This window comes from Actinoplanes sp. ATCC 53533 (assembly GCF_003947245.1).
On record NZ_QHHV01000017.1, the window covers coordinates 1 to 26,985 of the forward strand.

Genomic DNA, 26,985 nt, shown 5'->3' on the forward strand with positions numbered 1-26,985 from the left:
AGGCGGCACCCTGTTCGGGTCCCGCGTTGATACGGGCAGCGGCCAGGAACTGATCGATACGGGCGTCGTCGGCGGAGTCGACGGCGAGTTGATAGCCCCAGGCTTGCAGCGAGATGGGCCTGGCAAGCCCTTCGTGCGGGCTCATCAGCGTGTAGTCGGCGCCGCGGACCCGCTCGGCCAGCTGAGTGATCTGCTCGGCGGCCAGGCCCGTCCGGTAGGTCACCCAGACAGCGCCGTGCTCCATGCTGTGCGTCGCGTGTTCCGCGGCGATCGGAGCGTCGTAGACGGCGCCTGTGCAGCTCTGCCACTCAGCGTTGTGGTCGCCGCCGACCGAGGGACTCACCTCGTACTTCAGGGGGCCCGACTTGTGGTTGCTGGTCAGCCACGCGGGCTTCTGCTGCTGATAGTTCGTGACGCCGGCGAGCGCGGACAGCCGCTGGTCCCAGGGACGAGTACCGCGCCATGACGCGAACGCGCCATATCCGATGATGACCGCAGCGACGACTCCGACGGCGGTGAAGGACGCGATCATTCCCCACGAGCGCCGGGCGGGAGCCTTCACCGGTTTCGCGAATTTACGTGTCGGTGACGCTTTGGAATCTTTTTTCGACGCCATGACGTCCTTTCTGGTCATTCTTTCACGGATTCCGTTTTTTCGGGACGGCCGTCGGTCGGCTGCGGAAGCCGCGGGGATGTCGTCGGGGATCCGCGCGTAGCCACTCGAGCATTTCGTTGTAGTGCATCAGTTCCGGGTCGTCGGCAGGCATGCCCTGCGCGGGCCGCGAAGGTGTCGGCGGCGGCGAGTCACGGGAAAAGGTCCAGTTCATGCTCGTGTTCGCCGCCGGAAGAGGCTTGCCGGCCGAGGGTGTTGCTGCCTGCTCCGCGGCGTGCTGACGTATGGCCCGGACCCAGACGAACACGCCGAATCCCGCGAAGACCGGCCACTGCAGCGCATATCCGATGCTGAGCACGTGCCCGCTCATGGCGCTGCGTAGCTGCCACCAGCCGAGCCGGATGAACAGAAGAAAAAGGCCGCACACCACGATGTGGCCGAGCAGCCAGCGTGGACTCAGGTAGTGGGCTCGGCCGCCCTGTGCGGGTGCGCTGCGCTGTGTCATTTATGGTGGTCCTCATGAGAGTGCCGCGCGTTTCCACCGATATCGGAGACACCGTTTCTCTGGTGTTTTCCTCGGACGCTGTCGAGATTCACGAGATGACGGCAGGGCGGCAGCGCGCCGCCCGGATCAGCGGCGGCTCGCTGGTCGTCGCCTTCGGGCTGGCCGCGGTGGCCGTCAATGCCGAAGATCGCGGTAATCACGGGCTCGGCGTAGCGCTGTGGGTCATGACCGGTGTCCTGGTCCTGGTCGGTGCCATCGGGGCAGGTGCGTGGTGGATGGGGTCGGCACTACGGCAGAGCAGGCGCGACGCGGTGGTCATTGCCGCGCCCTCGGTCACGGCGGCGGAAAGTGTCGTGCGCGACGGGCGTGTCACCGTCACCGTCCGCACCGATGACGGTCCGGCCCGGACGTTCAGCGCCGTCGGCCACGCCGGGGCGACCTTGGCGACGGAGTTCGCGCGGCTTCTGCAGGCCCCGACGCCGGCGGCCGAGGAGCCGTCGAAGGGCGATCCGCGAGACTGAAGCAGCCAGCCGTGGCTGCGGGTGGCGATCAGGTCTCCGACACCCATCCAGACGATGGCGCACACCATGGTGGCTAGCCGGGGACCGTGACGACGAGAAGTTGACCGGAAAGCGCCGACATCACAGGATCTCCCTTCGCCGGGCTCGCACCGGTAGTGTGCGGAACCTGCACCACCATACCTAATCTCCTAAGGTGCTTAGGTTCACGGTCCGCCGTCGGGTGGGACGCTAGCCTGGGCCGTACAGGAGTCGAGGAGGGAAGGCGCGTGCGCGGGTTCGGCGAGTTGGAAGCGGCGATCATGAGCGCATTGTGGGATCGCAGCGAACCCGCCACCGTCCGACAGGTGTGGTCCGATCTGCAGCCGCAACGCGAACTCGCCTACAACACCGTGCTGACCGTCGTCGACAACCTGTACAAGAAGGGCTGGCTGCGACGGGACCGGCACGGGCGGGCATTCCGGTACCGGCCGGTCGCCTCGCGCGCGGACTACGGCGGACAGTTGATGCGTGACGCGATGGCGGAGACCGGCGATCCGGCGGGCACGCTTGTCGGGTTCGTCCGACAGCTCACCGACGCCGAGAGTGCGGCGCTGCGCGCGGCACTGCAGAGCTATGAGCAGGACGAGGACGACTCATGATCACCGTTGTCCTGCTCGTCTTCGCCGCCCTGGTGACCTTCAGCGCGCTACGGTGGCTCGCCGTAGCCGCGTGGACCTCGCGCGCGCCTCGGCTCGGCATCGCCGCGTGGTACGCGGTACTCGGCACCGTCGCGATCGCGATCATCTCGGCGATCGCCGAGGCACTGATCCCGTTGCCCGGCGCCACGCCCGCCTGGTGCGACGCGGTGATCTGGTGCGCCGAAGCCATGGATGACACGCACAGCCCCACGGCCGGGTTCACCGCACGGCTGCTCGCGTCACTCACCGCGTTTGCGGCGATGCTGACCGCGATCCGCGTTCTCCACGGAGCCCGTGCGGTGGCGCAGGACCGCACCCGACACCGCAATGCCGTGTGTCTGGCCGGCCGCGTCCGCGAAGACCTGGACGCCACCGTGATCGACCACCCGCAGCCCGCCGCCTACGTGATCTCCGGCCGCACCTGCCGGGTCGTGGTCACCAGTGGAGCACTGCGGCACCTGAGCGCCGCGCAACTCGCCGCCGTGCTCGCCCACGAACGTGCGCACGCCGCCGGGCACCACCAACTGCTGCTCGACGTGGTGCGGGTCACCGCGGCGGCACTGCCCCGGTTCACCGTGATCGCCACGGCTCGTGACCAGGTCGAGCGCCTCATCGAGATCCGGGCGGACGATGTCGCTGCGCGACGTCACCGCCGCGTCGACCTCGCCCACGCCCTGGTCACCATGGCCACCACCCACCATCGTGAGTCGGCCGCCCCGCCGACGGGACTGGCGGCGGCGACCGGCGGGGACGCCACCGAACGGCTGCACCGGCTGATGCGCCCGCCGCGACGGCTGCACCACGCCGTGAGCGTACCGTCGTGGGCCGCCGTCGCCGTGCTGCCGGGCGTGCCGCTGGCGCTGGCGGCGGCCTGCCGGTGGTGGCCCCCGCTGGCAACATGTCTCTGGGGTGCGTGAGATGCGACGCCTGAGCGGTGCAGCCGCGTTCGCCGGACTGGTCCTGGGGTTCCTGATCGCGCTCGTGGCACCAGCCGCGCCGGCCAGCGCCCACGCGGTGCTGCAGAGCACCGAGCCGGCCACCGACGCAGTCCTGAGCCAGGCACCGCAGCGGGTGACCCTGACGTTCAGCGAACCGGTGCAGTTGCTCGACGGCAGGGTCCAGGTCTTGGCACCCGACAACTCACGCGTCGAACAGGGCCAGCCGTCAGTGTCGGGCTCCACGATCACCATCAACCTGAACTCCCAGCAAAAGGGCACCTATCTGGTAAGCTATCGGGTCGTCTCCGCCGACAGCCATCCCATCGCGGGATCGTTCCCGTACTCGGTGGGTGCGCCATCCGCGTCGCCGACCGCCACCGACGTGTCCTCCGCCGTCGATCCGCTGGTGGGCACGGCGATCCCGGTGGTGAAGGGCCTCGGGTACGCCGGCCTGCTGCTGACCATCGGCCCGATCATGGTCCTGGCGCTGCTGTGGCCGCACCGGCTCAGTCGCCGCGGACCCGCCCGGGTGTTATGGGCAGGACTCGGACTCGTCGCCGGCAGCACCCTGGCCGGTCTGTGGCTGCAGGCCCCGTACACGACCGGTGGCGGGATCTTCGACGTCGGCGTCGACGACCTACGCGACGTGCTCGGCACCCGGTACGGCGCGGTCATGCTGGTGCGGCTCGGGGTTCTCTGCGCCTGCGCGGTACTGGTACGTCCGCTGTCCCGCGGTGCGGGCGAGTCCCGCGCGGATCTGGCCCTGCTCGCCGTGCTCGGCGTTGCCGCGGTCGGCACCTGGCCGTTGACCGGGCATCCGACCGCTTCCCCGGTTTCCGGTGTGTCCGTGGTCGCGGATGCCGTGCATCTGGCTGCGATGGCGGCCTGGCTGGGCGGCCTGGTGATGCTGACCGGTTTCCTGCTGCCCCGCGCGAACGAGCGGGAGCTCGACGCGATCCTGCCGATCTGGTCGCGGTGGGCCACCGCCGCGGTCGCCGCGTTGATCGTCGCGGGCACGATCCAGGCCTTGATCGAGATCGGCACCTTCACCGCTCTCGCGACCACCACCTACGGCAGGCTGCTGCTCGTCAAGATCGGCCTGGTCGCGGTCGTACTCGCCGTCGCCGCGTACTCCCGGCGACTGGTAAGACGCCAAGCCGCGGCCGGCCGTGCCCGGCTCCGCCGCGTCATCCTGGTCGAGCTCGCCATCACCTCGGCCGTCCTCGCCGTCACCGCGGTGCTGGTACAGACCACACCGGCGCGCACCGCGTCCGCGACGACCACAGCGGCGCCGGCCAGCACCGCGCAGGTCTCGACCACGCTCAAGAACGACACGCTGTCGCTGCAGGTCACCGTCTATCCCGGCCAAGTCGGCAACAACGCGATCCACCTGTACGCCTACACGCTCGACGGTACGGCCCTGCCGATCGTGGAGTGGACAGCGACCGCGGCGCTGCCGGCGCGGAACATCGAGCCGATCGAGGTAGCCCTGGTGCGCATCACCGACAACCACGCCATCGGCGATGTGGGTCTGCCGGCGGCCGGTCCGTGGCAGCTGCGGTTCACGCTGCGCACCTCGGATGTCGACCAGAGCACAGTGACGGGCACGGTCACGGTCAGCTGAGGCGTGCGCCGTCATGGGACACGCCTTGACCTCCGCCGGCCTCCGATGTCACCAACCGGCCGGCTCGCAGATCCCGCCAAGGTCCGGCGTCCGCCTGGCTCGACCTGCAGCGCGGCGTGCTCAAGGTGGTACCGGTCCTCGAGGTCCGTGCGAGCGGCGGCCAAGACCATGGCGAGGTCGGCGCCGGGCGCGAGGACAAGGTGGGCCTGCGCCCCGTCCGTGCCGGACGTCAGGGGCCTAACGTGCAGGTCGTGCACCTGCGCGGACCCCGTCGATCTCGCGTAGCGTCCGCTCGACCGCGCTGACGTCGACGTTCTCCGGGGTGGCCTGCACCAGGATGCGGACCGCCGAGCGGGCCAGTGACACGGTCCGGGGCACGATGAACAGGGCCAGCGCCGGCGTGCCTGCTCCATCGGCCGAGGACCCGGATCCCGAGCTCACCTGCACTGGAAACGAGCTTCGCGCTGACTTGGTCTGCCGTACCCCTGCCTCGCTCACTGCTCGCCGACGCCCCGCGGCGCGGCGTAGCTCCGGTTTCTGATCCCGGACACGCGGGATGCCGAAGAGTCCCATGGCCATCGGAGGCGTGCACTGTGATGTCCAGCCGACGAACCGGACCGCTTCTGCTGGGGGTTGGCCGCCACCGCCGCCCCACGGCCTCGCGCTGGGGTCGCCGGCGCCGCCACGTCGATGATCAGCCCACGACCCCGGCCGCGCTGTGCTCAACCACCGACGCCACGGCGTCACGTCGGGTGCCGCCCCTCTTGTGGCCAGGGCCGCGCCACAACCGCCAGGTCGCGGCAGACTCGTCGAAATGGTCAAGGCCAGCGAGTCGGTTGTCTGGAGGCGCCGGCATCAGCGCCGCGGCAGTATCCTGATCCCGAACCGCACCCGCACGCGCTCTCGCAAGAGCTCAAGGCACCGCTGCTCGCGCCGAACTGGATCGAACACGGCCCAAAGGCCCCGGCAAACGGCGAGGTGATCATGAGCACGGACTGGTTGTCCCGGCGAGGCATCCGGCGCGTGGCCACTGCGGGCCTGGCCGTCGGCCTCGCCGCACTGGCGACGCTCGCCATCGTCGGCACCCGCGGCGCCAAGCAGGCCACGGCGCAGGTCCGCGCGTCGAACCAGGTCAGCATCGCGTGGCAGAGTGTCTTCGTCGAGATCAGTGAGCAGGACGCGGCGCTGCGCCAGTATCTGGCGACCGGGACCAGCCTCGACCGAGCCGCGCTGCGTGCGGTGATCGGGTCGGCCGAGGAGCAGCTCGATTGGCTCACTGCGCATGGCGGGAGCGACGCGGCGTTCCAGGTCGTTCAGCTACGGCGCCACTATGCGCGGTACGAGAACACGCTGCACGCCGTGGCCGCCGCCGGCGAGCAGGGGCAGCCGGAGCGGATCGAGGCGCACGTCCAGTCGGCCGCGCCGGAGTTCTCCGCGCTGCGCCGAATGTCGGTGGCCAATATCGAACGCGAGCGCCGCGGACTCGCCGCGTATCTGGCCGCCGCGGACGGGCGGAACCAGGCGCTGCAGTCGATCGCGGTCGGGGTGATCATCATCGACCTCGCGACGTTCGCGTTGTGCGCCGCGATCCTGATCGGCTACCAGCGACGGGTGGAGCGCCAGGCGGCGTCCAGCCACCACCAGGCCACGCACGACGCGCTCACCGGTTTGGCCAACCGTGTTCTCTTCCACGACCGGGCGCAGCAGGCGCTGAACATCGCGGCCCGGACCCGGCAGCCGGTCGGGATCGTCTCGCTCGACCTCAACGGCTTCAAACAGGTTAACGACACCCTGGGCCACCACCGCGGCGACCTGCTGCTCCAGCACGTCGCCAACCGGCTGACCGAATGCGTCCGCGACACCGACACCGTCGCCCGGCTCGGCGGCGACGAATTCTCGATCCTGCTGCCGAACGTGACCTCCGTCGCCGACGCGACCGAGGTGGCACGCCGTGTCCTGGACTCCCTCCGACAGCCGCTCGACCTCGACGGACAGCCCGCGATCGTCGGCGCCAGCATCGGCGTCGTGATCTTCCCCGAACACGGCGCCGACGTCGAGCTCCTGCTGCAGCACGCCGACAAAGCCATGTACACCGCCAAACAGGGCCGTCTCGGCATCTGCGTCGCCGCCGAGCCACATCCGACCACCAACACGGTCCGCCCCGGCCACCGCGGCAGGACAGTCGTGAACTAGCCCGGCGGCTGAAGGTCTGCGTTCCCGCCTGGCGATCCTGCGCAGGCTGGCCGGCAGGGGACTGCGGTTGGCGGACCTGACCGGTATAGCTGGATTTGCGCAGTCGACGGTGTCGGCGCATCTGGCGTGCCTGCGTGATTGCGGCCTCGTGGTGGGCGGCCCGAAGGCCCGACCTGCCCACCGAACCCACCCCACTAGGCCCTTCGCCGGTGCCCACATCGGCGCGGTATTGCTGGGGTCCTCGGGCCCGGCGGCGTCACCGCGGCCGAGGCGGACCACCTGCGAGCGATGATAGCCTCGATGAGCCCCATCATGGGCGGCGGCTGCGGCCCGCAAACACCGACGTCGCCCTGACATCACAGCCGGACCGCCACCGGCCGCCGACCGGGAAAGGGCCGACCGTTGCCGCGATCCAACAGCCAGGATCGGCTCCGCCGCTACTGGGACAAGCAAGCCGGTTCCTACGACAAGCAGATGGGCTTGTTCGACCGCTACCTCTTCGCTGGCAGTCGGGATTGGATCTGCGCTAAAGCCACTGGACAGACTCTCGAAGTCGCCATCGGCACCGGCCTCAACCTGCCCTATTACCCTGCGACCGTGGCCGTGACCGGCATCGAGTGGAGTCCAGCCATGCTGGACCTGGCCCGCCACCGCGCCGAACACCTCGGCCGTGCGGTCGTCCTGCGGGAAGGCGACGCCCAGCAGCTCGAGTTCCCCGACGACACGTTCGACACCGTCGTGTGCACCTTTTCCCTGTGCGCTATACCCGACGACCATCAGGCCGTCCAGGAGATGGCCCGCGTGCTGCGTCCCGGCGGACTGTTGCTGCTCGCCGACCATGTCGAAGCCGCCAATCGGCTGGGCCGCGCGATCCAGCGCCTCGTCGAACTGGTCACCATTCCGCTCGGCGGTGAACATTACCGCCGCCGTCCCATCCAGCACATCCAGGCCCTCGGCTACCCCATCGAAGCCCACGACCGGTTCAAAGCCGGCGTCATCGAACGCCTCGCGGCCCGCAAGCCCGCGTAGGCGCCCGATCTCGCCAGTTCGAGGCGTCCGTCGCCGCGGTAACGCGCGGGCGCAGCGCCTCGCTGAGACGACCAAGCTGGCCCCTACTCTGAGCACCCGGTCCCATCTGTCAGCTTCCGCGAAGTCGACGATTGGGTGTCGACTTCGCTCGCTCGCCGGGCTGGTGCTGGTGGCCTGATGCGGCCCGCAGCCGGGGAGGAGTCGGCCGGCCCGGGTGACGTAGTTCCGGTACGCCGGGCGGTACGGCCGTGGATCCGCACTGCCGCGAGCCAGCACGCCAGGGCGAGGATGCCGACCACGCTCGGGCACCATAGCAGTCAGGCCGGCGGTGACGGCGAAGCATACCGGCGAAGAGCGGGTTGCGGAGGTGGGCCTAGACCGGCCGTCGTTTCGGCAAAGCCGGGGGGATCAGCGTTCTGCCCGGTGGTGGCCGGCGGCGACCGATTCTGGGCCAGAAGCGGCCGACGCGTGCGGTGTACGCGGTGTAGGCCCCGCCGTGGGTGCGGGTGAGGTAGGGCTCTTCGACGGCGCGGACCTGGAGCTGGATCGACGCGATGAGGACAGCGGTCGCGGCGAGTGAGACGGGGTTGGGCACCATCGCGGCGAGGCCGAGGCTGGTGACGGTCATCGCGGTGAAGATGGGGTTCCGCGCCAGGGCGAACGCGCCGGTGGTGACGAGCGCGGTGCGCTCGTTCGGGTCGACGCCGATCCGCCACGAGGCGCCCATGGCTAGTTGGGCGGCGAGGGTCGTGGCCACGCCGGCGACGGCCAGGACCAGTCCGGCGACCCGGATCGGGCCGTGGTCGAGGGCGGCGACCGGGTCTGCGCCGGTGAGTCCGTCGGCAGGGCCGGCGACACCGAGCAGGAGCGCGGCGATGAACAGCAGCTTGGCCCACCAGGTGACCGACCCGGTCGGGCCGGTGCCGAGCCGTAGTCCGGTGTCGCCGGTGGTCCGCCATTGGGTGAGGCTGCGCCACCCGAACGCCAAGGCCAGGCCGAGCAGGTAGAGGCCCAGTGCGAGAGCCGCCGTCATCGCTGCCGCTCCGGGATGCAGCAGCCGTCGGCGCAGCCACCGGCCGCCGCGTCGGAGGGCGTGCGCGCTGCGGTCGGGGAACAGCAGCCCTCGCCGCGCCAGGCTTGCCGGCCTTCCTTGACCGCGACGGCGGCGATGACCAATGCTGCGGCGGGGTCGGCCCACCACCAGCCGAACAGCGAGTTCACCGCCAGGCCGACCAGCAGCACCGCGGACAGGTAGGTGCACAGCAGGGTCTGCTTGGAATCGGCGACCGGGAGCCGAGTTCGGTGCCGGCGCGGCGCTGCGCCGCCGACAGCACCGGCATCACGGCCAGTGACACCGCGGCGAGGACGAGACCGATGGTGGAGTGCTCGGCCCGGTCGGCGCCGAGCAATGCCCGCACCGATTCGACGCTGACGTACGCGGCGAGGGCGAAGAACGACATGGCGATGATCCGCAGCGCGGTGCGTTCCCGGCGCTCGTGCTCGGCGCTGGAGAACTGCCATGCCACTGCGGCGGCCGAGGCGACCTCGATGACGGAGTCCAGGCCGAAGCCGATCAGCGCGGTCGACGAGGCCCGTGTCCCGGCAGTGATCGCCACGACGGCTTCGATGGTGTTGTAGGCGATGGTCGCCGCGACCAGCCACCGGACGCGTCGGGCGAGAGCCGCCCGCTGCGTCGGGTGCGGGCAGGCTGGCAGCAGCGGCAACGGGGTGACCATCAGCAGCACCCGTCGGACGCGGCGGCCGGGCATGCGGCCGGGTCGACCGCGAGGACCAGGCCGAGCAGGTCGCCCAGGGCGTGCGCGAGCCGGGCGTCGGCCAGTTCGTAGCGGGTGCGGCGGCCCTCGGGTACGGCGACGACCAGGCCGCAGCCGCGCAGGCACGCGAGGTGGTTGGACAGGTTCTGCCGGCTGGTACCCAGCAGCTGCGCCAGCTCGGCCGGGTAGCCCGGCCCATCGCGCAGCGCGAGCAGCAGCCGGGCCTCGGACCGGGTCGGACAGGGCATGGCCGAAGCGGGCGAGCACCTGCCCGTGCGTCAACGTCTTCACGGCCAGAACAGCACATCAATCACTGTATTCAGCGGAAGATGTACTACCGTGTGAGGGGCGCGACGGCGTGGCGGGCCGTGCGCGCGGGTGGTCCAGCGTTGTCGACGCCGTGCTGCCGCCGCCCGTGGCGCTCTGTGATGGCCACGGGCCGGAAGATCGGTGACGTGCCCGGCGGGCCCATCCTGAGGCCACCAGCACGGTGCAGGCCATGCCGACCAGCAGCCACTCCGCTGCGGCTCCGGTCCGGGTGGCGAGCGTGCTGCCCTGGCCCGTTGTCAGGATGCGCAGGATGACGGCCTGGGTGTTCATGGCGGTGGCATCGCTGACGCTGCCGTCCGCAGCCACGAAGGCGGAGACACCGACGGTTGATGCCATGAGGGCGGGTCGTCCGTGCTCCACGGCCCGTAGCCGGACCATCGCCAGCTGCTGGGTCGCCTCGGCGTAGTTGAACGTGGCGTTGTTCGTCTGGACCGCGAGGATCTCGGCTCCGCCGACGGTCATGTCCCGCACGAGGTCGTCGTAGGCGACCTCGAAGCAGATGACAGTGCCGATGCGGATACCGGCCGCGGTCGTGACGCCCGGGGTGTCGCCCGCGATGAAGTCAGCTCGTACTCGGTCGACCAGCGTGGTGACTCGGCGCACCAGTGATCGCAGGGGCACGTACTCGGCGAACGGCACGGGGTGACGCTTGATGTAGGAGATGGTCGGCCCGCCCTGCGGGGGCCACAACAGGCTGGCGTTGCGGACCTTGCCCGGCCCGGGCCCCCGCAGGACCGCGCCGACCAGGATGGGCGCTGCTATCGCCGCCGCGGCGGCATCGATGCGTGCGGCGGCGTCCGCGTTGATCAGCGGATCGATGTCCGAGGCGTTTTCCGGCCACACCACGATGTCAGGCCGGGGCCGGCCCGCGGAACGCAGCGACTCCGCCAGTTTCAGGGTGGCCTCGACGTGGTTGTCGAGCACGGCCCGGCGCTGGGCGTTGAAGTCCAGGCCCGTGCGGGGCACGTTGCCCTGCACGACGGCCACGAGCACCGGCCGGCCGCCGGGCCGGTCCAGCGGTACCAGAACGCCACCCAGCATCACGGCGATCGCGGCGGCGCCGGTCAGGACGGACCGCGCCACCCGGCGGCGACCGGCGGCCTGCTGGTCCATCAGGTCCCCGATGAGGGCGGCCGACAGCCCTCCGGCGAGGGCGACCGCGAACGTCACCGCAGGCGCACCACCCCACGACGCCAGGCTCAGGACCGGCGCGTCAGCCTGGCTGAAAGCCAGACGTCCCCAGGGGAACCCGCCGAACGGCACCCGCGAACGCAGCGCCTCCTGCCCGACCCACAGGACCGCCGTCGTCAACGGCCACGCCCAGCGCACCCGGTCCACCAACGCACTGACGTAGGCCCCGGTCGCGCCCAGCAGCGCGAGAAAGGACGCCTGGACCGCGGCGAGCAGCAGCCACGGCCACCAGCCGACCTGCAGGCCGGTGAAGCTCAACAACGGCACGAACAACGTCAGGCCGGCCACCAGGCCCAGGACGCCACCGACCCGCACGGATCGCCCGCGTACCGCCACCGCGAGCAACGCGACGCCCACCGGTGCGAGCCACCACCAGTCGTACGGCGGGAAGGCAACCAGCAGCGACAGGCCGCAGCCGGCGCTCATCGCGGCGGCCGCACCCAGTCGGGACCTGCTCGTCATATGCCCACCTGCCCGGGCCCGACCGTGGCCCGCAGCCAGATCGTGAACGCGGCCCACAGCCCGGTCATCAGCGCGACACCGACGACCACGAGCATCAGCCCGCCGATCCGGGTGATCGTTCGGCTGTGCCGGCGCGCGACGGCGACCGCGCCGATGGCCCGGCGCAGGCCGAGACCGAGGCCGATGAACGGCGCACCAAGGCCGGCGCAGTACGCGACCGCGAGCGCCACCGCCCGGCCGGTGGTGGCCTCGACCGCCGCCAGAGCCAGCACGGCGCTCAACGTCGGGCTCACGCAAGGAATCCAGCCCACGCCGAAGACCACACCGAGCATCGGCGCCCCGGCCAGGCCCGGGCTCGGCAGCCAGCGCAGCCGCCGCTCGTACTGAGCCGCCGGGATCAGACCAAGGAAGCTGAGCCCCAGCACCGTGGTCAACGCACCCGCGACGACCTCCACGGTGCGGGCGTGGACGAACAGTAGCCGGCCCACGTTGGACACGAGCACGGCGGCGAGGATGAACACGAGCGTGAACCCGGCGATGAACAACGTCGCGCCGGCGAGGGTACGCCCGTGTCCGGGCCGTGACGGGCTCCGCTCGCTGACGTCCGCACCGGCGATCCCGGTGACGTAGGAGAGGTAGCCCGGCACCAGGGGCAGGACGCAGGGTGACAGGAAGCTGACCAGTCCCGCCGCGGTGGCCACAGCGACCGCGAGCAGCAGCGGGCCGGAGCCGGCGATCCCGGCGAACCGCTCACCCACCGGCACGCCGTTCGGCGGCGACCTGCAGGACAAGCGGTTCCAGCTCGGGCTGGGTGACCGCCTTGCGCAAGACGACGGCGACCTTGCCGTTCCGGTCGACGATCACGGTGGCGGGGATCGTGCTGGGTGAGACGTCGGTGAAGCCGAGCGCGACGCGGCCCTGTGGATCGAACAGGCTCGGATACCTTTCGCGGCCCTCGACGAAGGATCGTGCCTGGTCGCGGCCATCGCGGATGTTCACCCCGAGGAACCGGGCATCGTTGTCGCGGGTGGCATCGAAGGCCGCGTTGAGTTCCCCGGCCTCGGCACGGCACGGCGCGCACCACGAGGCCCAGAAGTTCACCACCAGCACCATGCCGTCGACCGTCGCCGGGTCGAAGGCGGTGCCGTCGAGCAACTCGCCCCGCAGCCGTGGTGCGGCCACCCGGTCGCCCACCGGGTAGATGACGGTGGCGCCGGGCCGGACACGGCCGTTGTCGGCCGTCTCGACGGCGTCCACCGGCCGGTTGTCGCCGCGCGGTGGACCCCCGGCACACGCGGCAAGCGACACGACGGCCGCCAGGCAGGTCGTGAGCGCCGCCAGGCGACGCGAACCTCGATTCACCACGGTTCCCGTTCTGCTGTGCCGACCCCGACGGGTTGGGCGTCGCCCCTGGTGCCGGCGGCCGTCCGGCCTGCGGCGACGATCGCGGCGAACTCCGCGCGGAAGCCGGAGTAGTCGGTGCGGGGCAGGCCCGCGGCTTCGACGGAGCAGCCGTCCGGCCCCGGTGTCACCCGGAACCAGACCCGGCGGCGGCGCACCGACAACGAGCACAGCAGTCCCGCCAGCAGCGCCACCGCCGCAGCCAGGACGATCGGCTCACCGGGGTCGTCGCGTACGGTCACCGTGATCCACCGTCGGGTGCCGACGAACTCGAGGGTCGAGCCGTCGTCGAGAGTCCACCGCTCGCCCGGCCGCAGCGTCGTGGCCCGCCCGGGAATCTGTTGGAGCCTGCCGTCGGCAAGCGGCCGGCGCGGTAGCTGATACACCGACTGGGCGATGCCGGAGTCCAGACCGAGATCACCGCGGTAGGCGTTGAGGATCACCACCGGATCCCGTTCGCCCGGGTACGCCGACACCGCCGCGGCGCCTGCCGTCGGCATGAAGACCCCGGAGAAGCCGACCTGGGCGTCGGACGAGCGCTTGCCGGTACGGGTGTCGGCGTTCGCATCGGGAAACAGGACCACACCATCGCTGGTCAGCATGCCGTCGACGGGAAGAAACGGAGTCACCGAGGTCTGCGCACGCCCGGCCCGGTCGGTGTAACGCAGCACCGGCGCATATCCGTGGCCGAGCAGGTACATGGTGGCGTCGCCGAGGCGCAACGGATCGTTGACCTGCAGCCCGGCGGATTCCGGTCGGCCGTCGACGGTGGACCAGGTCACGTCGGCGCGGAACACCGTCGGCTGACCGTTGTCGAGGAACTCGGCGGTGAACCGCTGGAGTTCGAAGCAATAGCCGGGCACGTCGGTGGCGTTGATGCGCGGACCGAGGCCGTACTCGTCGAACTGCTGCACGCCGGTGCAGAACCCGGTGTCCGGTCCGGCGACCAGTAGCCGGTTGCCGTACCAGCCCCAGCCGTAGCCGGCCGCGACCCCGACCAGGAGCGCGAGCAGCGCGAAGTGAAACAGGAGATTCCCGGTCTCGCGGAGATGACCCTTCTCCGCAGCGATGCTCACGTGCCCGTCGGTGCCGGCGTGCAGGGCGACCCGGTAGCGGCGCTGGGACAGGACCATGCGTAGCCTGCCCGCAGCTTCGACGGCATCCAGCGCCGACGTCCCGAGCCGGGCGTGGGCCGATAGCCGAGACAGGTGGCGAGGAGCCTGCGGCGGGCGTCGGCGCAATGCCGTCGCGTGGTCACGCAATCGTGGCAGCAGGCACCCGATCAGGGACGTCATCAGCAGCAGATAGATCGCGCCGAACCACGGCGAGGCATACACGTCGAACAGGTCGACGCGATCCAGCCACGGCGCGAGGGCAGGGTTGGCCGCATAGTAGGCGTCGACCTTTTCCGCACCGAGGTTGCGCTGCGGGAACATAGAGCCCGGTGCCGCCGCCACCGCGAGCAGGAACAGCAGCAGCAAAGCGGTGCGCATACTGGTCAGCTGCCGCCACCATCGCCGGGCCAGCCGTAGAAGGATCATGCGCGGTGTCTGCTACTCGGTTCCGGCGTACGAGTGCAGGCCGGCGACGACGAGGTTCACGGCGAACAGGTTGATCATCATGGTCGCCCAGCCGAGGACGGCCAGCCACGCCGTAGTGGTGCGCTTGATGCTGGGAGTGGCGCGGGCGTGCAGATACGCGGCATAGACCACCCAGGAGATGAACGCCCAGACCTCCTTGGGATCCCAGCCCCAGTAGCGGCCCCAGGCCGCCTCCGCCCAGACCGCGCCGGCAAGGACGGCGAACGTCCAGATCGGGAAACCGAAGGCGTGCAGCCGAAAAGACAACCGTTCCAGCACGGCGGCGTCCGGCAGACGCCTGCCCAACGTCGTCACCAGAGTCGGCGTCGTCAGCGCGACGGCCGGCAGACGACGGTCGTGGCGGCTACGCAACAGTTGCAGCGCCGCGACGACGAACCCGAGCAGGAAGATCCCGGAGGCGACGGCCGCCGCACTGACGTGGATCTTCAACCAGTACGAGTTCAGGGCCGGCACCAACGGCCCAGCAGCGGTGTACACGCGCATGCCGGCCAGGCCGAGCAGGATCACGGCCGTGAAGGTGACATACAAGCCCAGCGGGCGTACCCGGGGCCGACGGACGAGCAGAACCAGCCAGGCGACAACCCCGGTCAAACTGACCACGAGGATGAACTCGTACATGTTGCCCCACGGCACCCGCCCCGCCGCCACACCGCGCGTCACCACGCAGCCAACCTGGCTCAAGACGCCGACCAGGGTGGCGCACACGGCGAGCCGCCCCGCCCACCTATCGCCCCTGCCTCGTGCCCCGGCCGGACGGCGCTGCCCCGCCGGCACCGGATCGTCGGAGCGCGTCGCATGGCCGACGGCGGCCGTCCCGGCCATCGCCGACTCCCGGACGATGGCCGGCGCTGCGGCATCGGAAGTGCCGAACGCGTGCTCGGCGGCGTAGCCCACCATCGCCGCGACGTACGCGAGGATCGTGAGAACCAGAAGCTGGTCAGACAACGCTGCCATCAACAGCCTTTCCACAGAAGGCCGGGGAGGGCCACAGCCGAACCCGGCCATCGTACCTAACCTCCTAAGTAGCTTAGGTGATGGGTTGCGGCTCGACAGATCTCGCGCTCTGGCACATCTCCGAGCCCCAATGTTCGAAGACCCGCGGACAGCGGTTCGCGTCAGCGGGGATGTGACATCACCCCGGCACGGGGCATGCCCGGTTTGTACGCCGCAGCATCCCGATTCCATGAAGGCGCACACCCGGAGCCGGCAGAAGGGGTTGGTCCTGGTGGTGGATGGCATCGACGTGATCGAGAAGGCTCGACGCGCACGAGAGCATGTGAGCGCCTATCCCCTACGGCTGAACGAGAGCAGGATAGGGCGATGCGGGTTTCGGTGCTGTACTTCGCGGGCTGCCCCCAACTGGCGCGATGCCGGACAACGGCTGCAGTAGGCAGTGGTCACACTCGGACGGTCCGGCACGGAGGTCAGCTTCGTGCCGGTGGCGACCGAGGCCGAAGGCCTCCGCGGTCGGTTTCCGGGGATCACCGACGATCACGGTCGACGGCGAGGACCTGTTTGCGGGCGTAGCGGATGGTGACGGGATGAGGTGCCGCGTCTACTCCACAGCCGAAGGCCTCGCCGGCGTGCCCGAGGTGGCCGACATCGTCGCCGCGCTGCGAGAGCGAGTCGGCCCGTGACCGCCGCCGAGACAGTCCAGGAATCCGATCACCGCCGCTGCGGCTGCTGCGGGCGTGTGCTGCCGGCCGGTCAGGTGGCCGAGTTGGGCCAGACACCGGGGTGTTCATCTGCGCCGGATGCGCGTTGTGGGCGGCACGCCGGGCCGGCCTGCTGTCAGCGTTGCGCCGAGTGCCGCCCGCACTGCGGTCGCTGCTGTCCCGCTCAGGGACCGCACACCGGGTAACCCGCGGCGCCGCCGACGCGTCATGAAGACCGGCCCTTGGTGGCCTGCTCGGCGACGGGTACTGATCGGCGGCGGGCGGCGCCGAAAAGGCATTCGGCACGGATGCGGGTGACGAAAAGGTCACCGATCGGTCACCACACCGCCCGATCGCCACCATGGTTATCGCGGTCCCGGGACCTTGCGGCGGTGGGCTGGCGGCTCACCGAAGGTAGCCGGTGACCATCGCCGCGATCTCGTCGGCGAGGTCGTCGGCGTCGATCTGCGGGGTGCGGCTCATGAAACGGTGGGTCAGCGACTCGATCGTGGCCACCACGAACCGTGCGCACCGATCAGGGTCCACGACGCCCAGACCAGGCTCGGCGCGCAGCAGCGTGGCGACCGCCGCCACCGCATCATCCTCGACCTGCCGGAACCGGTTCAGCAGATCGGGTGGTCGCGGCGCCTCCTCGAACAGCACCTGGTGCAGCCGCGGGTTCCCGGCGTGCAACCCGACTACCGACTCGATCAACACCGGCAGCCACACCTCGATCGGGCGGGGTTCGGTCAGCGTCTGCCGCACCATGTCCGCCGTCTGGTCGAGGTGGGACTGTGCCAGCACCAGCAGGATCGCGTCCTTGTTCGGGAAGTACTGATACAGCGAGCCGACGGACAAACCGGCTGCCGCGGCGATCCGGTCGGTGGTTCCGGAGGCGTATCCGTACCCGGCGAAAACGCGAGCCGCCCCGGCCAAGATCCGGGTCCGGGTCCGCCACGCCCGCTGCTGCGTAGGCGTCTTCCTCGGCTGATAGACCGACTTCGAAGCGCGCACCGGAGTCCCCTAACACGAGTACCGAAAGCGAGGAATTCCTCATATTCTAACCGCACCCAAATTACCCCCCGGAGGTATTGCCATGACCGTCCGACTCCGCACCCCCGCCGCAGGCCGCAAGGTTCTGCCAACGCTGCAAACCGCACCGTTCCTGGTGCCATACCTGGTGTATGTGCTGCACACCCTGGAGGAACTGCCCGGCTTCGCCGCCTGGGCAACCGAACACTTCGGGCGCGAGAGCACCGGCGCCTTCGCCGCCTACCACATCCCGTTGATGCTGTTGGTGTTGCTCTGCTCCTGGCGGGCGGCGCTGGCCGGCCGGCACGGCGGCTGGGTGGTCATGGCCATCGCATTCCAATGGCAGTTCGCCGTCAACGCGCTGTTCCACCTGGCCGCCTGGATCACCCTGCGCGACTACTCGCCCGGAGCCGTCACGGGAGCCGTCGTCTCCATCCCGGCCACCATGTACTTCTTCACCTGGATCCGCCACCACGCCCGCGCCACCACCACCGAGATAACTGTTGCTGTCGCTGTCGGCACCGTCATCGCCGGCCTCGCGATCGGGTTCCTGTTCCTCTGAAGCCGTGCCCGACCACACAACTCTGCAGCATGGCTAGCCGCCCTCAACCGCAGCACTGACCATGGCCTTGTGCGGCACATTGCGCGACGGCCACCATTCGCGGCAACCCCTGAGTCCGCCATCGACCACGGCGAGCGAGCCAATCGACCGACCCGTCCGGGTAGCCGACCCCAGCCATGACCCGCGTCGTGCGGCCAACGCCTCGCGGCTTCGCAAGGACGGCAGTAGCCCGGAATGCTCAGCGTCCCCAGGCACGGGCCACGTGCACGACGCCAACCCCACAACCGGCCCGACGGTCATGCGGCCGTCTCGGCCGGTCCTCTGGGTTGAACATATTGCAATGTGCGCATACATTGGCTGTCGGGAAGCGTCGGGTTGAGGGAGGCACACATGGGCGCAGGTCACGATCACGGAGCGCGCAGCTCCGGCGAGAAACACGTCAAGAAGCTGTGGGCGGCTTTCACGGTGCTGTCGGCGTTTCTGCTGCTGGAGGTGATCGGCGGGCTGATCAGTGGCTCCCTGGCGCTGCTGTCAGACGCCGGGCACATGTTCACCGACGTGCTCGGCATCGGGATGGCCCTGGCGGCGATCTACGCCGTGCGGCGGGCGGCGCGGGGTGCGGGTAGTCCGCAGCGGACGTTCGGCGTGTATCGGCTGGAGGTGCTGGCTGCGTTGGCCAACGCGGTGCTGCTGCTGGGTGTGGCGGCCTGGGTGACCTACGAAGCGGTCCGCCGGTTCACCGAGCCGCCCGAGGTGCTGGCCGGCACGATGCTCTGGGTCGCCGTAGCCGGTCTGCTGGCCAACGTGGTCGCCTTCGCGCTGCTGCGCTCGGGCAGCAAGGACAGCATCAACGTACGCGGCGCGTATCTCGAAGTGCTCGGAGACATGCTCGGCTCGGTCGGCGCCATCGCAGCGGCGACCGTGATCGCCACGACCGGCTGGCAGTACGCCGACCCGATCATCGCGGTCGCGGTGGCGCTGTTCATCGTCCCCCGCACCTTGTCACTGGCCCGGTCCGCGGTGCGAATCCTGGTCCAGGCAGCGCCCGAGAACATCGACGTGGGTGCTGTCGCGCAGACCTTGAGTGAGGTCGAGGGCGTGGCACAGGTACACGACCTGCACCTGTGGACGCTGACCTCCGGCATGGACGTGGCCCAGGCTCACCTGGTCCTCCAGTCCAGGGCCGACCTGGCGGACGTCCTGGCCGCTGCCCGCCAGGCCCTCGACGACAGGTACCACATCGCACACGCCACCCTGCAGGTCGAACCGGCCGGAGCCGACGGCGTCTGCCATCCCGCGGGCTGGTGAACCGCGATGCTGATGAACCGGGTCGAAAGCGCACTGATCAACTCAGCGCCGCGGCGGCTATTGCAACGCTTGTACGAAGTGCCACAGTTGCGCCGCTTCGGAGGACCGTTACCGGCGGGCGCCCGGGCACTGGAGATCGGATGCGGGCCGGGGTACGGGGCGCAGTTGATCCTCGAACGGTTCGGCGCCGCCACGCTCGACGCCGTCGACCTCGACCCGGCGATGATCGCGCGGGCCCAACGGCGGTTGCGCCCGTACGGCGACCGGGTCACGCTGCGGGTCGGCGACGCCGCTGACCTCACCGCCAGCCTCGGCGCCGCTGACGGTTCGTACGATGCCGTGTTCGACTTCGCGATCATCCACCACATCCCGGCCTGGCGCGACGCCGTCGCCGAGGTCGCCCGCGTCCTACGCCGCGGTGGCACCTTCTACTTCGACGAAGTGACCGCCCGGGCCCTGGCCCGGCCCAGCTACAGAGCCCTGTTCGACCACCCCACCGGCGACCGGTTCAACGCGCAACAGTTCGTACAGGCATGCGAGACCGTCGGCCTCGACGTCGGTGACCGCTGCATGACACGCATAGGCGGGGACTACCTCCTGGGCGCGGCCCGACGACGGTGACGATGCCGCGCCAGCGGGGAGAGCCGCCCAGCATCACGCACAATACGGGCGGCAGCGCACCGAAACCACGCGCGCCGCGTAGGCAGCCATTCAACGGCGGCACCCCACGGGACACCGCACCGATCGGATACGAACGGCCTCGGACGCGGGCCCTGGGCACCACGAACGCACTGCTTGAGTACACCGCCAGATTGGCCGGAACTTTTTCCGCGGGCAACGCGACTGATGAAAGGCATTGTCATGTCCTGGGCCTCTACCGCGAGGAGACGAAAGTTGTGAGGAACGCACAGCGACGCGTGGTCGGTTTCGTAGCGGCGGCTCTGCTGGCGACGGCGGGCGCGGTATCGGCTGCCGGTCCGGCTTTCGCACACACCGGGGTGACCATCGAACCTGCCCGGGCAGGTGCGAAGAACGCCGTGGCGAGCGTCAACGCGGAGGCGGAGTCAGACAGCGCCGGCGTCACCAAGGTCCAGATCTTCCTGCCGGTGGGCATCACTCCGGCGGACATCAGCCAGATCAGCGTTCCCAAGCAGTGGAAACTGACGAAACAGGACGACAGCTACACCGTCGAGGGCCCGGCGCTCGCAGTCGGCCGCAGCGCCGAGCACAAGGTTCGCATCCGTCAGCTGCCGACGTACGCGTCGATCAGCTTCAAAGTGCTGCAGACCTACAGTGACGGCAAGACCGACCGATGGATCGGGCTGCCGTCGGCGAACGAACCCGAACCGGAGAACCCGGCGCCGACCGTGAAGCTCGCCGGCGGCTCCGGCACCGCGCCGGCCTCCGCGCCGGCAACCGCGGCTCCCTCGCCATCGGTCGAGGCCCCCGCCTCAGACCCGGTCACGCCGTCCACCAGTGTCGCCGCCGCGCCCGCCATCGAGCCTGCGAGTGACTCGGAAGGCCCTTCGGCATGGTGGTGGATCGCCGGCGGAGTCCTGGTCGCGTTGCTCGCCGGGAGCGCGGTGACCATCGCCCGTCGGCGTCGCCCGTCGACGTGATCCTGGCCGGTCACGACGATACGGTGGGCGGTATAGGGCCGGCCGCTGGATCCGCCGCAGCCGGGTCGCCTGAGGACACCAAACGGTTCGCAGGGTTGTCGCGGTTCACGTATGCCGCAGTCATGTCCTGGTTCGTGGTGAGTGTGACCGCGACCGCCCACGTCGGTGCGGGCGGCACCGCACCGGCGGGCAGTCTGCGTGCCGTCCTGGTCATGGTGCGCACCGCACTGGCGGGAATCCTGGACCGTCCCGCGTCCACAAGACGGATCATCACGGTGCTGTTCGGCGGACACTGCTGCTGCACACGGCCATGACCGTGCTGGGCGACACACCCACCCCCGCACGCCGGCAGCGGGGGTGGCGGTCACTCGCATGGGTTACTCGGTCTCGCCTCCGCGTAGATGGCCATCCTGCACCTGGGTGCGGCCACCGTGCTGTGGGTGTGGCTGACGGCCGGGGAGCATCTGCTCTGGCGCGCCATGCTGCTGCTGGCTTGCCCCGGCTCAGCGGATCCTGATCCGAGCGGCCCAGGCACTGGTGGCGTTCGCCTCCCGCGCCCTGCCCGCCGTACGCAGCGGCGAGAATCTGGTCCTGGCGCCAGCCGGGCCGCCGCCCACCCGAATGACGCCTTGCCTGCTGCACGTCGGCCTCGTGCGCCGCGGACCGCCGGCGTCGGCCCGCGGCTGAACCATCGCCGCCGGTTTCGCCACGCGTCCCAGCCCCGCCCTCACCAGGGCATCCTCAAGCGACCTGCCATCGATGTCGTGACCTGTCTGGTACCGCCCGATCCGGTCCGCTACGACGCAATTCCCAGGGCCTCACCAACGCGGAGATCCCCCGCCGCGCCAAGTCCTGCTGTGACCGGATCTCGTCTCCGGGTCACGGTCTGGGACCTCGCGCCGCGGATCGCCGCGCCCCGCTGCGACGCCTCATTCTTCGTTGGAGAATCCATGCCTATCACCCAGCCACCGGCAAGGCTGGTTCCGAGCGTTCTGGCGGTGACATTTCTACGCCAGCTTCCTGGTCGTCCCGGTGTTGCTGCTGCTGGCGGTCACCGGCCTGATCTACCTGTTCCGGTTCCAGACCGAACCCCTGCTCAACGCCGATGTGATGACCGTCGACCCGCCAGCGAACGCCACCGCTGACCTGCGCCGGCCACTCGACGCCGTCCAGGCGGCACACCCCGACGCGACGATCGTGTCGATGAGCGAATCCTCCGCCCTGGACCGCTCCACTGCCTTCTCCACGACTACCGCAGACGGGCAACCCAGGGACGTCTATGTCAACCTGTGGGACGCCAACGTGCTCGGCTCCATCAATCCCGACACCACCCTGTCCGGCCACGCCGTACGTCTGCACGGTGAGCTGACATGGTGTGTGAGCGTCGCCGCGTGCCTCACCGGCAAATACCGGGACATCCACCGAACGGTACCCTCTCGGATGTGTACCGATTCCTGCTCAACCGCCGCTGGCTCGGCTATGCCGCCGCGGCGCTCGCGTTGGCGGCGGTCATGGTGCTGCTAGGTAACTGGCAGTGGGACCGCTATCAAGATCGCAGTGCCCGCAACGCACGGATCGAAGCCGGCGAGCAGGCCGTACCGGTGCCGCTCACGGAGGTGTTACCCCGTCCGGGAAGTGACAGCAACCAGGTGGAGCCGACATCGAACCGGGAGTGGGCAGCGGTCGCCGTCACCGGCCGATACGACTCCAGCCGCGAGATCCTGGCCCGCGGGCGGACCGTCAACGGTTCGGTGGGCTTCGAGGTCGTGACTCCTCTGGTGTTGGCCGACGGAACGGCGGTGCTGGTCAACCGTGGCTTCCTCGCGGCGCCGCTCGGCGACGCGACGGTGAGGCCACAGGTGCCGCCGGCCGCGTCCGGCCAGGTGAACGTCACCGGACGGGTGCGGTACTCCGAGAGTGGCTCGCGCCGGGTGCAGCGCTATGAGGGGCGTATCGAGGTGCGCCGGATTTCGGTGGACCAGCTCGCCGGTGAACTGCCCTATCCACTCTTCAACGCCTATCTGTTGCTGACCGCGCAGATTCCGACGGCTGACCCGGCCTTGGTGGCCGTTCCCGTCCGCACCGACAACGCGTGGCAGAGCGGCACCTATGCAGTGCAGTGGTGGCTGTTCGCGGTGATGCTGGCGGCCTGGTACGCCTGGTCGGTGCACCGCGAGGCACACCGGAGCCGACCGCCGGCAGCCCTCGCCGACGACGGCATCCCGTCAGCCTCATCGGGCGGACGGCGCGCGGCCGGTGACCTGCCGCTGAGCGGTCGTCGATGAACTCGCCGGGGGGTCTCTATGATCTTTGTCAAGCGGCAGCGGCGTGGTTTGTGGGGTTTTCGGTGCTGGGTTGTTGGTAGGGCTGCTTGTCGCGGAGCATGGCGTAGATGACGTCGGTGCGTCGTCGGGCTAGGCAGACGATGGCGGCGTTGTGTTTCTTCTTCTCGGTTCTCTTGCGGTCGTAGTAGGCGCGGCTGGTCGGATCGGCGAGGCTCGCGAACGCGGATTGGAACAGCGCGTTCTTGAGGGCGCGGTTGCCGCGCCGGGAGCGGGTCTCGCCCTTGATCGAGGTTCCGGACCGGCGGGTCACCGGGGCCAGGCCGGCGTAGGCGGCCAGGTGAGCGGCGCTGGGGAACGCAGTACCGTCACCGACGATGGTGAGGATCTTCAGCGAGGTCCTGACCCCGAGTCCGGGCATCGAGGTCAGGACCTGGTGAAGAGGGTGGGCCTCCAGGAGCGCTTCAAGATCGGCGCCGAGAGAGGCGCGTTCGAGGTGGATGTCACGCAGCTGGGCGGCGATGCCGGAGATGACCCGCCCGAACGCCTGAGTGCCCGGGACGGTGACGCTCTGCTCGTCGAGAGCGGTGCGGATCTTCGCGGGAAGGGTCTTGGCCAGCCGCGGCGAGCGGGGTTTCATGATCTCGGTCATGGCCTGCGGGGCCAGCCGTGCCAGGGCGTCCGGGGTCGAGGCGGCGACGAGGAGCTCCAGGACGCCGGGGCGGTCGAAGTGCTTACCCAGCAAGCGTTCCAGGGCAGGGTGAACGTGTAGCAGGGCATCGCGGAGCCGGTTGCTCAGGCGGGTGGCCTGGCTGGCGAGGTCGTCGTCGTAGCCGGCCAGGACCGTCAGGTCGGCGGCGGTTTCGTCGTCGGTGCCGATCCGTCGCAGGGTGTGCGGCATCGTGCGGGCGGCGTCAGCGATGATGAAGGAGTCGCGGGCGTCGGTCTTTCCTTCGCCGGGGTACAGGTCGGCGATCCGGCGCATCGCGAGGCCCGGTAGGTAGGCGACGTCGATGCCCATGATGCGGGCCACGGCGATGACCAGGGCCCCGATCGAGGCCGGCTGGTCGATGATCACCAAGACCCGTCCGCGGGTCTTCAGCTTGCCGAGAACCTCCTTCAAGGTGTCTTCGTCGTTGGGCAGCGGTTTGTCGTGCAGGCGTTTGCCGGCGGGGTTGAGCGCGCACGCGTGGTGCTCGCTCTTACCGACGTCGACTCCGCAGTACACGTCGTACCGGTCGGTGCTGCCGTCCTGCTCGGTCAACGCCTGGTCCCTTGCTCGTACGGAGCAGGCCGCCTCGATGCCTCGCGCCGGCAGCCACGTTACGAACAGACCAGAAAGGCGGTCAGGTCTCTATCAGCGGTCACTGGCACCCTCCGAACCCCGGTGACAACACCCCCCAGATCATGGACAACAGGGGGACTAAGTCATGCCGCGGCCGGTGGCCTGCAACCCCGCTTGGGGCTGCGAAAAAGGTAACGGGGGGGCCGCGAGCCTCACCGAACACAGCGTGACCATCCCCGAACAGCTACGACGGCCTGCCGTGTGGCTCGCCCCCGTGGGCAGTGTGCTGGCCGGTGCAGCGGCGCCGGTGGCCCTCCCGCCGCACGACATGTGGTGGGCGGCCCGGTCGACGGGTGGCACTGCTCGCGCTCGCCATGCACCGCCGACGGATGCTCGCCGGGTTGACGCTGGGCGGGCTGACCGGGCGGGTGTTGTTCCTCCCGCTGCTCAGCTTCACCGGACTGCAGGTGGGCTGGACGCCGTGGTTTCAGCTCACGGGGCTGCAAGCCACCCTCCTGGCCGTGCAGGCAGCGGTCGGCGCCGCGACGAGTGTGCTGGTCGACCGCCAGACCAGCGGACGCGACGACGATCGGTGTGCACGCCGCGACCCTCAGTGGTATTCAGACAGCGTCCCGCTGTCACGCTGCCGATCGCGCGTCGCCGCCGCAGACGGCTCGTTACACAGGTGCGTGAACGCCGAAGCGGTTCTGCTTCGGTGTGACGACGAGTGGCGGGAGCGGGATGCGACGCAAGGTGGGCATCGTCGCCGGGGCGTGCGCGTCCCTGGTGCTGGCGGGCACGGCGAACGCGGCAACATGGACCCCCACGCCCGACGAGGGCCGCCCGAGTGCAGCCAGGCACGAGGCTCCCCAGATCGTGCATCCCTCTGCCTCCGCGGAACGTGCCGTCCCGGCCGCCGCCGTACCGCGCGCTTCCTCCACCCCGCCGCCGACAGGCGCGGGCGGAGACCCCACCGACCACGCGGCCGCGCCCGGCCGACTCAACAGGAGCATGTCCGAACAGAGCACCGTAACAGGCCCACAGAAGGTGGGTGAGTTGCTCACGGTCGACCGCATCGTCGGATACGCGGCCGCGCCGCGGACGGAGACGTTCCGCTATCCGCGGGCGTCGTATGTCAAGCTGCACTTCAATCGCCTGTTCATGCTGCCCGGCGACTACCTGACCGTTTCCAACGCGCAGGGCACGGAGTCCTACCGCTACGACGCGCCTAGCGTGCTGAGCAACGGCACCATCGACAAATGGGCCATGTCGATCACCGGCGACACCGCAGTGCTGAAGCTGCACCGCACAGCCCGCGACACACTCGGCCTGAGCCCAGTGCTCAGGCGGCTGGGCGTCAACATCGACAGAGTCGCCCGCGGCTATTCGCGCGCAGAACAACAACGGGCACCCGACTCGCCGCCGACATCTGCTGGCGCGTCCGGCCGCGAGGAGTCAGTCTGCGGCAACGACGAGAGCGCCGACGCGGTCTGCTACCGCACGGCCGACCCGGTCGCGTACACCCGGTCCAAGGCCATCGCCCGGCTGCTGATCAACGGCACGCAGCTGTGCACAGGCTGGCGTCTCGGGGCGAACAACCGGATGCTGACCAACAACCACTGCTTCGCCACATCGCCCGGCGCCTCCGGCACCGAGGTGTGGTTCAACTATCAGTGCGCGCGCTGCGGCTCGCATGATGTGTCCCCTCCGGTGAAGGTCTGGGGTGAACGGGTGCTGGCCACCGACCGCACGTACGATTACACACTGTTCACGGTCAGGAACTTCGCGCAGGTGCAGAACTTCGGCCATCTCACCTTCGACACCCGCCGGCCGGTGAAGGGGCAGGGGCTGTATGTTCCACAACACCCGGCGGGAATGCCGACCCGGATCGCCGGCGCGCTCGGCGATCGGGCGGGCACGTGCACGGTCGCCGATCCGGCCTATGACGGATACGCCCAAGACTCCGACATCGCCTACTACTGCGACACAGAGGGTGGTTCCTCCGGAAGCCCGGTCCTGTCGCGGGCGACGAACCGCGTGGTAGCGCTGCACCACTTTGGCGGCTGCCCGAACTCCGGTGTGCGCGCCGACATCCTCGCCGCCAAACTGCGGGGCCTGGTGTAACCCACTGGAGTGCGGCAACGGTAGGACTTCGACGCCGCCGGGAAGGGAAGGTATCCGCGTGCCCGAAGCCGCAGCGCAGGCTCCCGAGCAACAGGTACAACACCGTTGTCGCCGGTTTCCGAAAATTGACCCTCTGTGCTGCGCTGTTGCACGCGTACAGCGGATACATCGACCCGTGGAACGGTGTCGCCTCCGACGCACCGATGACGGCGATGAACAGGTGGACCTCGCGCCTGGCCATCCACAGCCGGCCGCCGG

24 protein-coding genes and 4 pseudogenes are annotated in these 26,985 nt (G+C 69.8%); 15 read left to right on the plus strand and 13 right to left on the minus strand.

Translation table 11 applies throughout. From position 1 onward, the window contains the following. Both DMB66_RS07220 and DMB66_RS07225 read right to left on the minus strand, forming a co-directional pair. On the minus strand, positions 1–634 hold a 634-nt coding region (locus DMB66_RS07220; RefSeq protein WP_148112719.1), incomplete at its 3' end, for a DUF3105 domain-containing protein. 4 nt (positions 635–638) lie between these two features. Beyond that, the gene (locus DMB66_RS07225) at positions 639–1,118 is read right to left on the minus strand and encodes a hypothetical protein (protein WP_125803244.1); all 480 of its coding nucleotides are present in this window, start codon (positions 1,116–1,118) and stop codon (positions 639–641) included. 14 nt (positions 1,119–1,132) lie between these two features. Here DMB66_RS07225 and DMB66_RS07230 point away from each other — a divergent pair, with 14 nt between their 5' ends. The 4 genes from DMB66_RS07230 (at position 1,133) to DMB66_RS07245 (ending at position 4,878) form a co-directional block, all read left to right on the plus strand. Then, positions 1,133–1,639, plus strand: a complete 507-nt coding sequence (locus DMB66_RS07230; protein WP_125803245.1) for a hypothetical protein — start codon at positions 1,133–1,135, stop codon at positions 1,637–1,639. 266 nt (positions 1,640–1,905) lie between these two features. Next, a complete protein-coding gene (locus DMB66_RS07235; RefSeq protein WP_199752096.1) occupies positions 1,906–2,277 on the plus strand; it encodes a BlaI/MecI/CopY family transcriptional regulator in 372 nt (123 codons plus the stop codon). Further along, positions 2,274–3,233, plus strand: a complete 960-nt coding sequence (locus DMB66_RS07240; protein ID WP_125803246.1) for a M56 family metallopeptidase — start codon at positions 2,274–2,276, stop codon at positions 3,231–3,233. Before DMB66_RS07235 ends, DMB66_RS07240 begins: the two co-directional genes overlap by 4 nt. A 1-nt stretch (position 3,234) precedes the next feature. Further along, complete coding sequence (locus tag DMB66_RS07245) at positions 3,235–4,878, plus strand: copper resistance protein CopC (protein WP_125803247.1); 1,644 nt, start codon at positions 3,235–3,237, stop codon at positions 4,876–4,878. A 237-nt stretch (positions 4,879–5,115) separates the two neighbouring features. On the opposite strand, the gene DMB66_RS07250 is transcribed toward DMB66_RS07245, so the two are convergent. Further along, a complete protein-coding gene (locus DMB66_RS07250) occupies positions 5,116–5,319 on the minus strand; it encodes a hypothetical protein (protein ID WP_125803248.1) in 204 nt (67 codons plus the stop codon). Positions 5,320–5,862: 543 nt separating this feature from the next. On the opposite strand from DMB66_RS07250, the gene DMB66_RS07255 reads away from it, so the two are divergent. The 3 genes and pseudogenes from DMB66_RS07255 (at position 5,863) to DMB66_RS07265 (ending at position 8,100) form a co-directional block, all read left to right on the plus strand. Next, complete coding sequence (locus DMB66_RS07255) at positions 5,863–7,071, plus strand: GGDEF domain-containing protein (RefSeq protein ID WP_158647159.1); 1,209 nt, start codon at positions 5,863–5,865, stop codon at positions 7,069–7,071. Positions 7,072–7,093: 22 nt separating this feature from the next. After that, positions 7,094–7,222: pseudogene (locus DMB66_RS63530) on the plus strand (ArsR/SmtB family transcription factor); the annotation flags it as partial. 323 nt (positions 7,223–7,545) lie between these two features. After that, the gene (locus tag DMB66_RS07265; protein ID WP_125803250.1) at positions 7,546–8,100 is read left to right on the plus strand and encodes a class I SAM-dependent methyltransferase; all 555 of its coding nucleotides are present in this window, start codon (positions 7,546–7,548) and stop codon (positions 8,098–8,100) included. Between the two features lie 373 nt (positions 8,101–8,473). On the opposite strand, the gene DMB66_RS07270 is transcribed toward DMB66_RS07265, so the two are convergent. The 9 genes and pseudogenes from DMB66_RS07270 to DMB66_RS07310 all read right to left on the minus strand — a co-directional run bounded on the left by DMB66_RS07270 (position 8,474) and on the right by DMB66_RS07310 (position 17,529). After that, positions 8,474–9,133: an isoprenylcysteine carboxylmethyltransferase family protein gene (locus tag DMB66_RS07270; RefSeq protein ID WP_125803251.1), complete on the minus strand. Its 660-nt coding sequence runs from the start codon at positions 9,131–9,133 to the stop codon at positions 8,474–8,476. Next, positions 9,130–9,869, minus strand: a pseudogene (locus DMB66_RS07275) (cation transporter). Before DMB66_RS07275 ends, DMB66_RS07270 begins: the two are co-directional and overlap by 4 nt. After that, a pseudogene (locus DMB66_RS07280) lies at positions 9,836–10,172 on the minus strand (ArsR/SmtB family transcription factor). The pseudogenes DMB66_RS07275 and DMB66_RS07280 overlap by 34 nt, the downstream one beginning before the upstream one ends. A 9-nt stretch (positions 10,173–10,181) precedes the next feature. Continuing rightward, positions 10,182–11,858 carry an apolipoprotein N-acyltransferase gene (gene lnt, locus DMB66_RS07285; RefSeq protein WP_125803252.1) on the minus strand — a complete coding sequence of 559 codons (1,677 nt, stop codon included), beginning with the start codon at positions 11,856–11,858 and terminating at the stop codon, positions 10,182–10,184. Beyond that, positions 11,855–12,616: a cytochrome c biogenesis CcdA family protein gene (locus DMB66_RS07290; RefSeq protein ID WP_125803253.1), complete on the minus strand. Its 762-nt coding sequence runs from the start codon at positions 12,614–12,616 to the stop codon at positions 11,855–11,857. Before DMB66_RS07290 ends, lnt begins: the two co-directional genes overlap by 4 nt. Next, positions 12,609–13,220, minus strand: coding sequence for a thioredoxin family protein (locus tag DMB66_RS07295; protein ID WP_125803254.1), 612 nt, complete (start codon positions 13,218–13,220; stop codon positions 12,609–12,611). Before DMB66_RS07295 ends, DMB66_RS07290 begins: the two co-directional genes overlap by 8 nt. Then, positions 13,217–14,800, minus strand: a complete 1,584-nt coding sequence (locus tag DMB66_RS07300; protein WP_125803255.1) for a cytochrome c biogenesis protein ResB — start codon at positions 14,798–14,800, stop codon at positions 13,217–13,219. Before DMB66_RS07300 ends, DMB66_RS07295 begins: the two co-directional genes overlap by 4 nt. Positions 14,801–14,812: 12 nt before the next feature. After that, positions 14,813–15,814 carry a c-type cytochrome biogenesis protein CcsB gene (gene ccsB / locus DMB66_RS07305; RefSeq protein WP_125803268.1) on the minus strand — a complete coding sequence of 334 codons (1,002 nt, stop codon included), beginning with the start codon at positions 15,812–15,814 and terminating at the stop codon, positions 14,813–14,815. Between the two features lie 1,106 nt (positions 15,815–16,920). After that, positions 16,921–17,529: a TetR/AcrR family transcriptional regulator gene (locus tag DMB66_RS07310; RefSeq protein ID WP_125803256.1), complete on the minus strand. Its 609-nt coding sequence runs from the start codon at positions 17,527–17,529 to the stop codon at positions 16,921–16,923. An 82-nt stretch (positions 17,530–17,611) separates the two neighbouring features. Here DMB66_RS07310 and DMB66_RS07315 point away from each other — a divergent pair, with 82 nt between their 5' ends. From DMB66_RS07315 to DMB66_RS07345, 7 genes and pseudogenes are all read left to right on the plus strand, one after another. Beyond that, positions 17,612–18,109 carry an HXXEE domain-containing protein gene (locus DMB66_RS07315; RefSeq protein ID WP_125803257.1) on the plus strand — a complete coding sequence of 166 codons (498 nt, stop codon included), beginning with the start codon at positions 17,612–17,614 and terminating at the stop codon, positions 18,107–18,109. Between the two features lie 390 nt (positions 18,110–18,499). Beyond that, positions 18,500–19,417: a cation diffusion facilitator family transporter gene (locus tag DMB66_RS07320; protein ID WP_125803258.1), complete on the plus strand. Its 918-nt coding sequence runs from the start codon at positions 18,500–18,502 to the stop codon at positions 19,415–19,417. Between the two features lie 12 nt (positions 19,418–19,429). After that, positions 19,430–20,038, plus strand: a complete 609-nt coding sequence (locus tag DMB66_RS07325; RefSeq protein WP_125803259.1) for a class I SAM-dependent methyltransferase — start codon at positions 19,430–19,432, stop codon at positions 20,036–20,038. A 2-nt stretch (positions 20,039–20,040) separates the two neighbouring features. Further along, entirely contained in the window at positions 20,041–21,036 is a 996-nt protein-coding gene (locus DMB66_RS07330) for a DUF1775 domain-containing protein (protein WP_125803260.1), read from the plus strand. A gap of 122 nt (positions 21,037–21,158) precedes the next feature. After that, positions 21,159–21,350: a hypothetical protein gene (locus tag DMB66_RS07335; RefSeq protein ID WP_125803261.1), complete on the plus strand. Its 192-nt coding sequence runs from the start codon at positions 21,159–21,161 to the stop codon at positions 21,348–21,350. 700 nt (positions 21,351–22,050) lie between these two features. Further along, positions 22,051–22,560 (plus strand): annotated as a pseudogene (locus DMB66_RS07340) (PepSY domain-containing protein); the annotation flags it as partial. Beyond that, positions 22,479–23,321: an SURF1 family protein gene (locus tag DMB66_RS07345; protein WP_158647161.1), complete on the plus strand. Its 843-nt coding sequence runs from the start codon at positions 22,479–22,481 to the stop codon at positions 23,319–23,321. The pseudogene DMB66_RS07340 and the gene DMB66_RS07345, both read left to right, overlap by 82 nt. Positions 23,322–23,349: 28 nt before the next feature. On the opposite strand, the gene DMB66_RS07350 is transcribed toward DMB66_RS07345, so the two are convergent. Beyond that, on the minus strand, positions 23,350–24,582 hold the full coding sequence (locus DMB66_RS07350) for an IS110 family transposase (RefSeq protein WP_125803264.1): 1,233 nt from the start codon (positions 24,580–24,582) through the stop codon (positions 23,350–23,352). Between the two features lie 1,077 nt (positions 24,583–25,659). On the opposite strand from DMB66_RS07350, the gene DMB66_RS07355 reads away from it, so the two are divergent. Continuing rightward, the gene (locus tag DMB66_RS07355; protein ID WP_233624363.1) at positions 25,660–26,727 is read left to right on the plus strand and encodes a serine protease; all 1,068 of its coding nucleotides are present in this window, start codon (positions 25,660–25,662) and stop codon (positions 26,725–26,727) included. Positions 26,728–26,985: the final 258 nt, after the last annotated feature.

Excerpts from the sequence above, each read along its gene's own strand:
- DMB66_RS07225 (WP_125803244.1), bottom strand. The coding sequence starts at position 1,118 with ATGACACAGCGCAGCGCACCCGCACAGGGCGGCCGAGCCCACTACCTG.
- DMB66_RS07230 (WP_125803245.1), top strand. The coding sequence starts at position 1,133 with ATGAGAGTGCCGCGCGTTTCCACCGATATCGGAGACACCGTTTCTCTG.
- DMB66_RS07240 (WP_125803246.1), top strand. The coding sequence starts at position 2,274 with ATGATCACCGTTGTCCTGCTCGTCTTCGCCGCCCTGGTGACCTTCAGC.
- DMB66_RS07245 (WP_125803247.1), top strand. The coding sequence starts at position 3,235 with ATGCGACGCCTGAGCGGTGCAGCCGCGTTCGCCGGACTGGTCCTGGGG.
- DMB66_RS07255 (WP_158647159.1), top strand. The coding sequence starts at position 5,863 with ATGAGCACGGACTGGTTGTCCCGGCGAGGCATCCGGCGCGTGGCCACT.
- DMB66_RS07265 (WP_125803250.1), top strand. The coding sequence starts at position 7,546 with ATGGGCTTGTTCGACCGCTACCTCTTCGCTGGCAGTCGGGATTGGATC.
- DMB66_RS07270 (WP_125803251.1), bottom strand. The coding sequence starts at position 9,133 with ATGACGGCGGCTCTCGCACTGGGCCTCTACCTGCTCGGCCTGGCCTTG.
- lnt (WP_125803252.1), bottom strand. The coding sequence starts at position 11,858 with ATGACGAGCAGGTCCCGACTGGGTGCGGCCGCCGCGATGAGCGCCGGC.
- DMB66_RS07300 (WP_125803255.1), bottom strand. The coding sequence starts at position 14,800 with ATGATCCTTCTACGGCTGGCCCGGCGATGGTGGCGGCAGCTGACCAGT.
- ccsB (WP_125803268.1), bottom strand. The coding sequence starts at position 15,814 with ATGGCAGCGTTGTCTGACCAGCTTCTGGTTCTCACGATCCTCGCGTAC.
- DMB66_RS07315 (WP_125803257.1), top strand. The coding sequence starts at position 17,612 with ATGACCGTCCGACTCCGCACCCCCGCCGCAGGCCGCAAGGTTCTGCCA.
- DMB66_RS07320 (WP_125803258.1), top strand. The coding sequence starts at position 18,500 with ATGGGCGCAGGTCACGATCACGGAGCGCGCAGCTCCGGCGAGAAACAC.
- DMB66_RS07325 (WP_125803259.1), top strand. The coding sequence starts at position 19,430 with ATGAACCGGGTCGAAAGCGCACTGATCAACTCAGCGCCGCGGCGGCTA.
- DMB66_RS07330 (WP_125803260.1), top strand. The coding sequence starts at position 20,041 with ATGCCGCGCCAGCGGGGAGAGCCGCCCAGCATCACGCACAATACGGGC.
- DMB66_RS07335 (WP_125803261.1), top strand. The coding sequence starts at position 21,159 with ATGTCCTGGTTCGTGGTGAGTGTGACCGCGACCGCCCACGTCGGTGCG.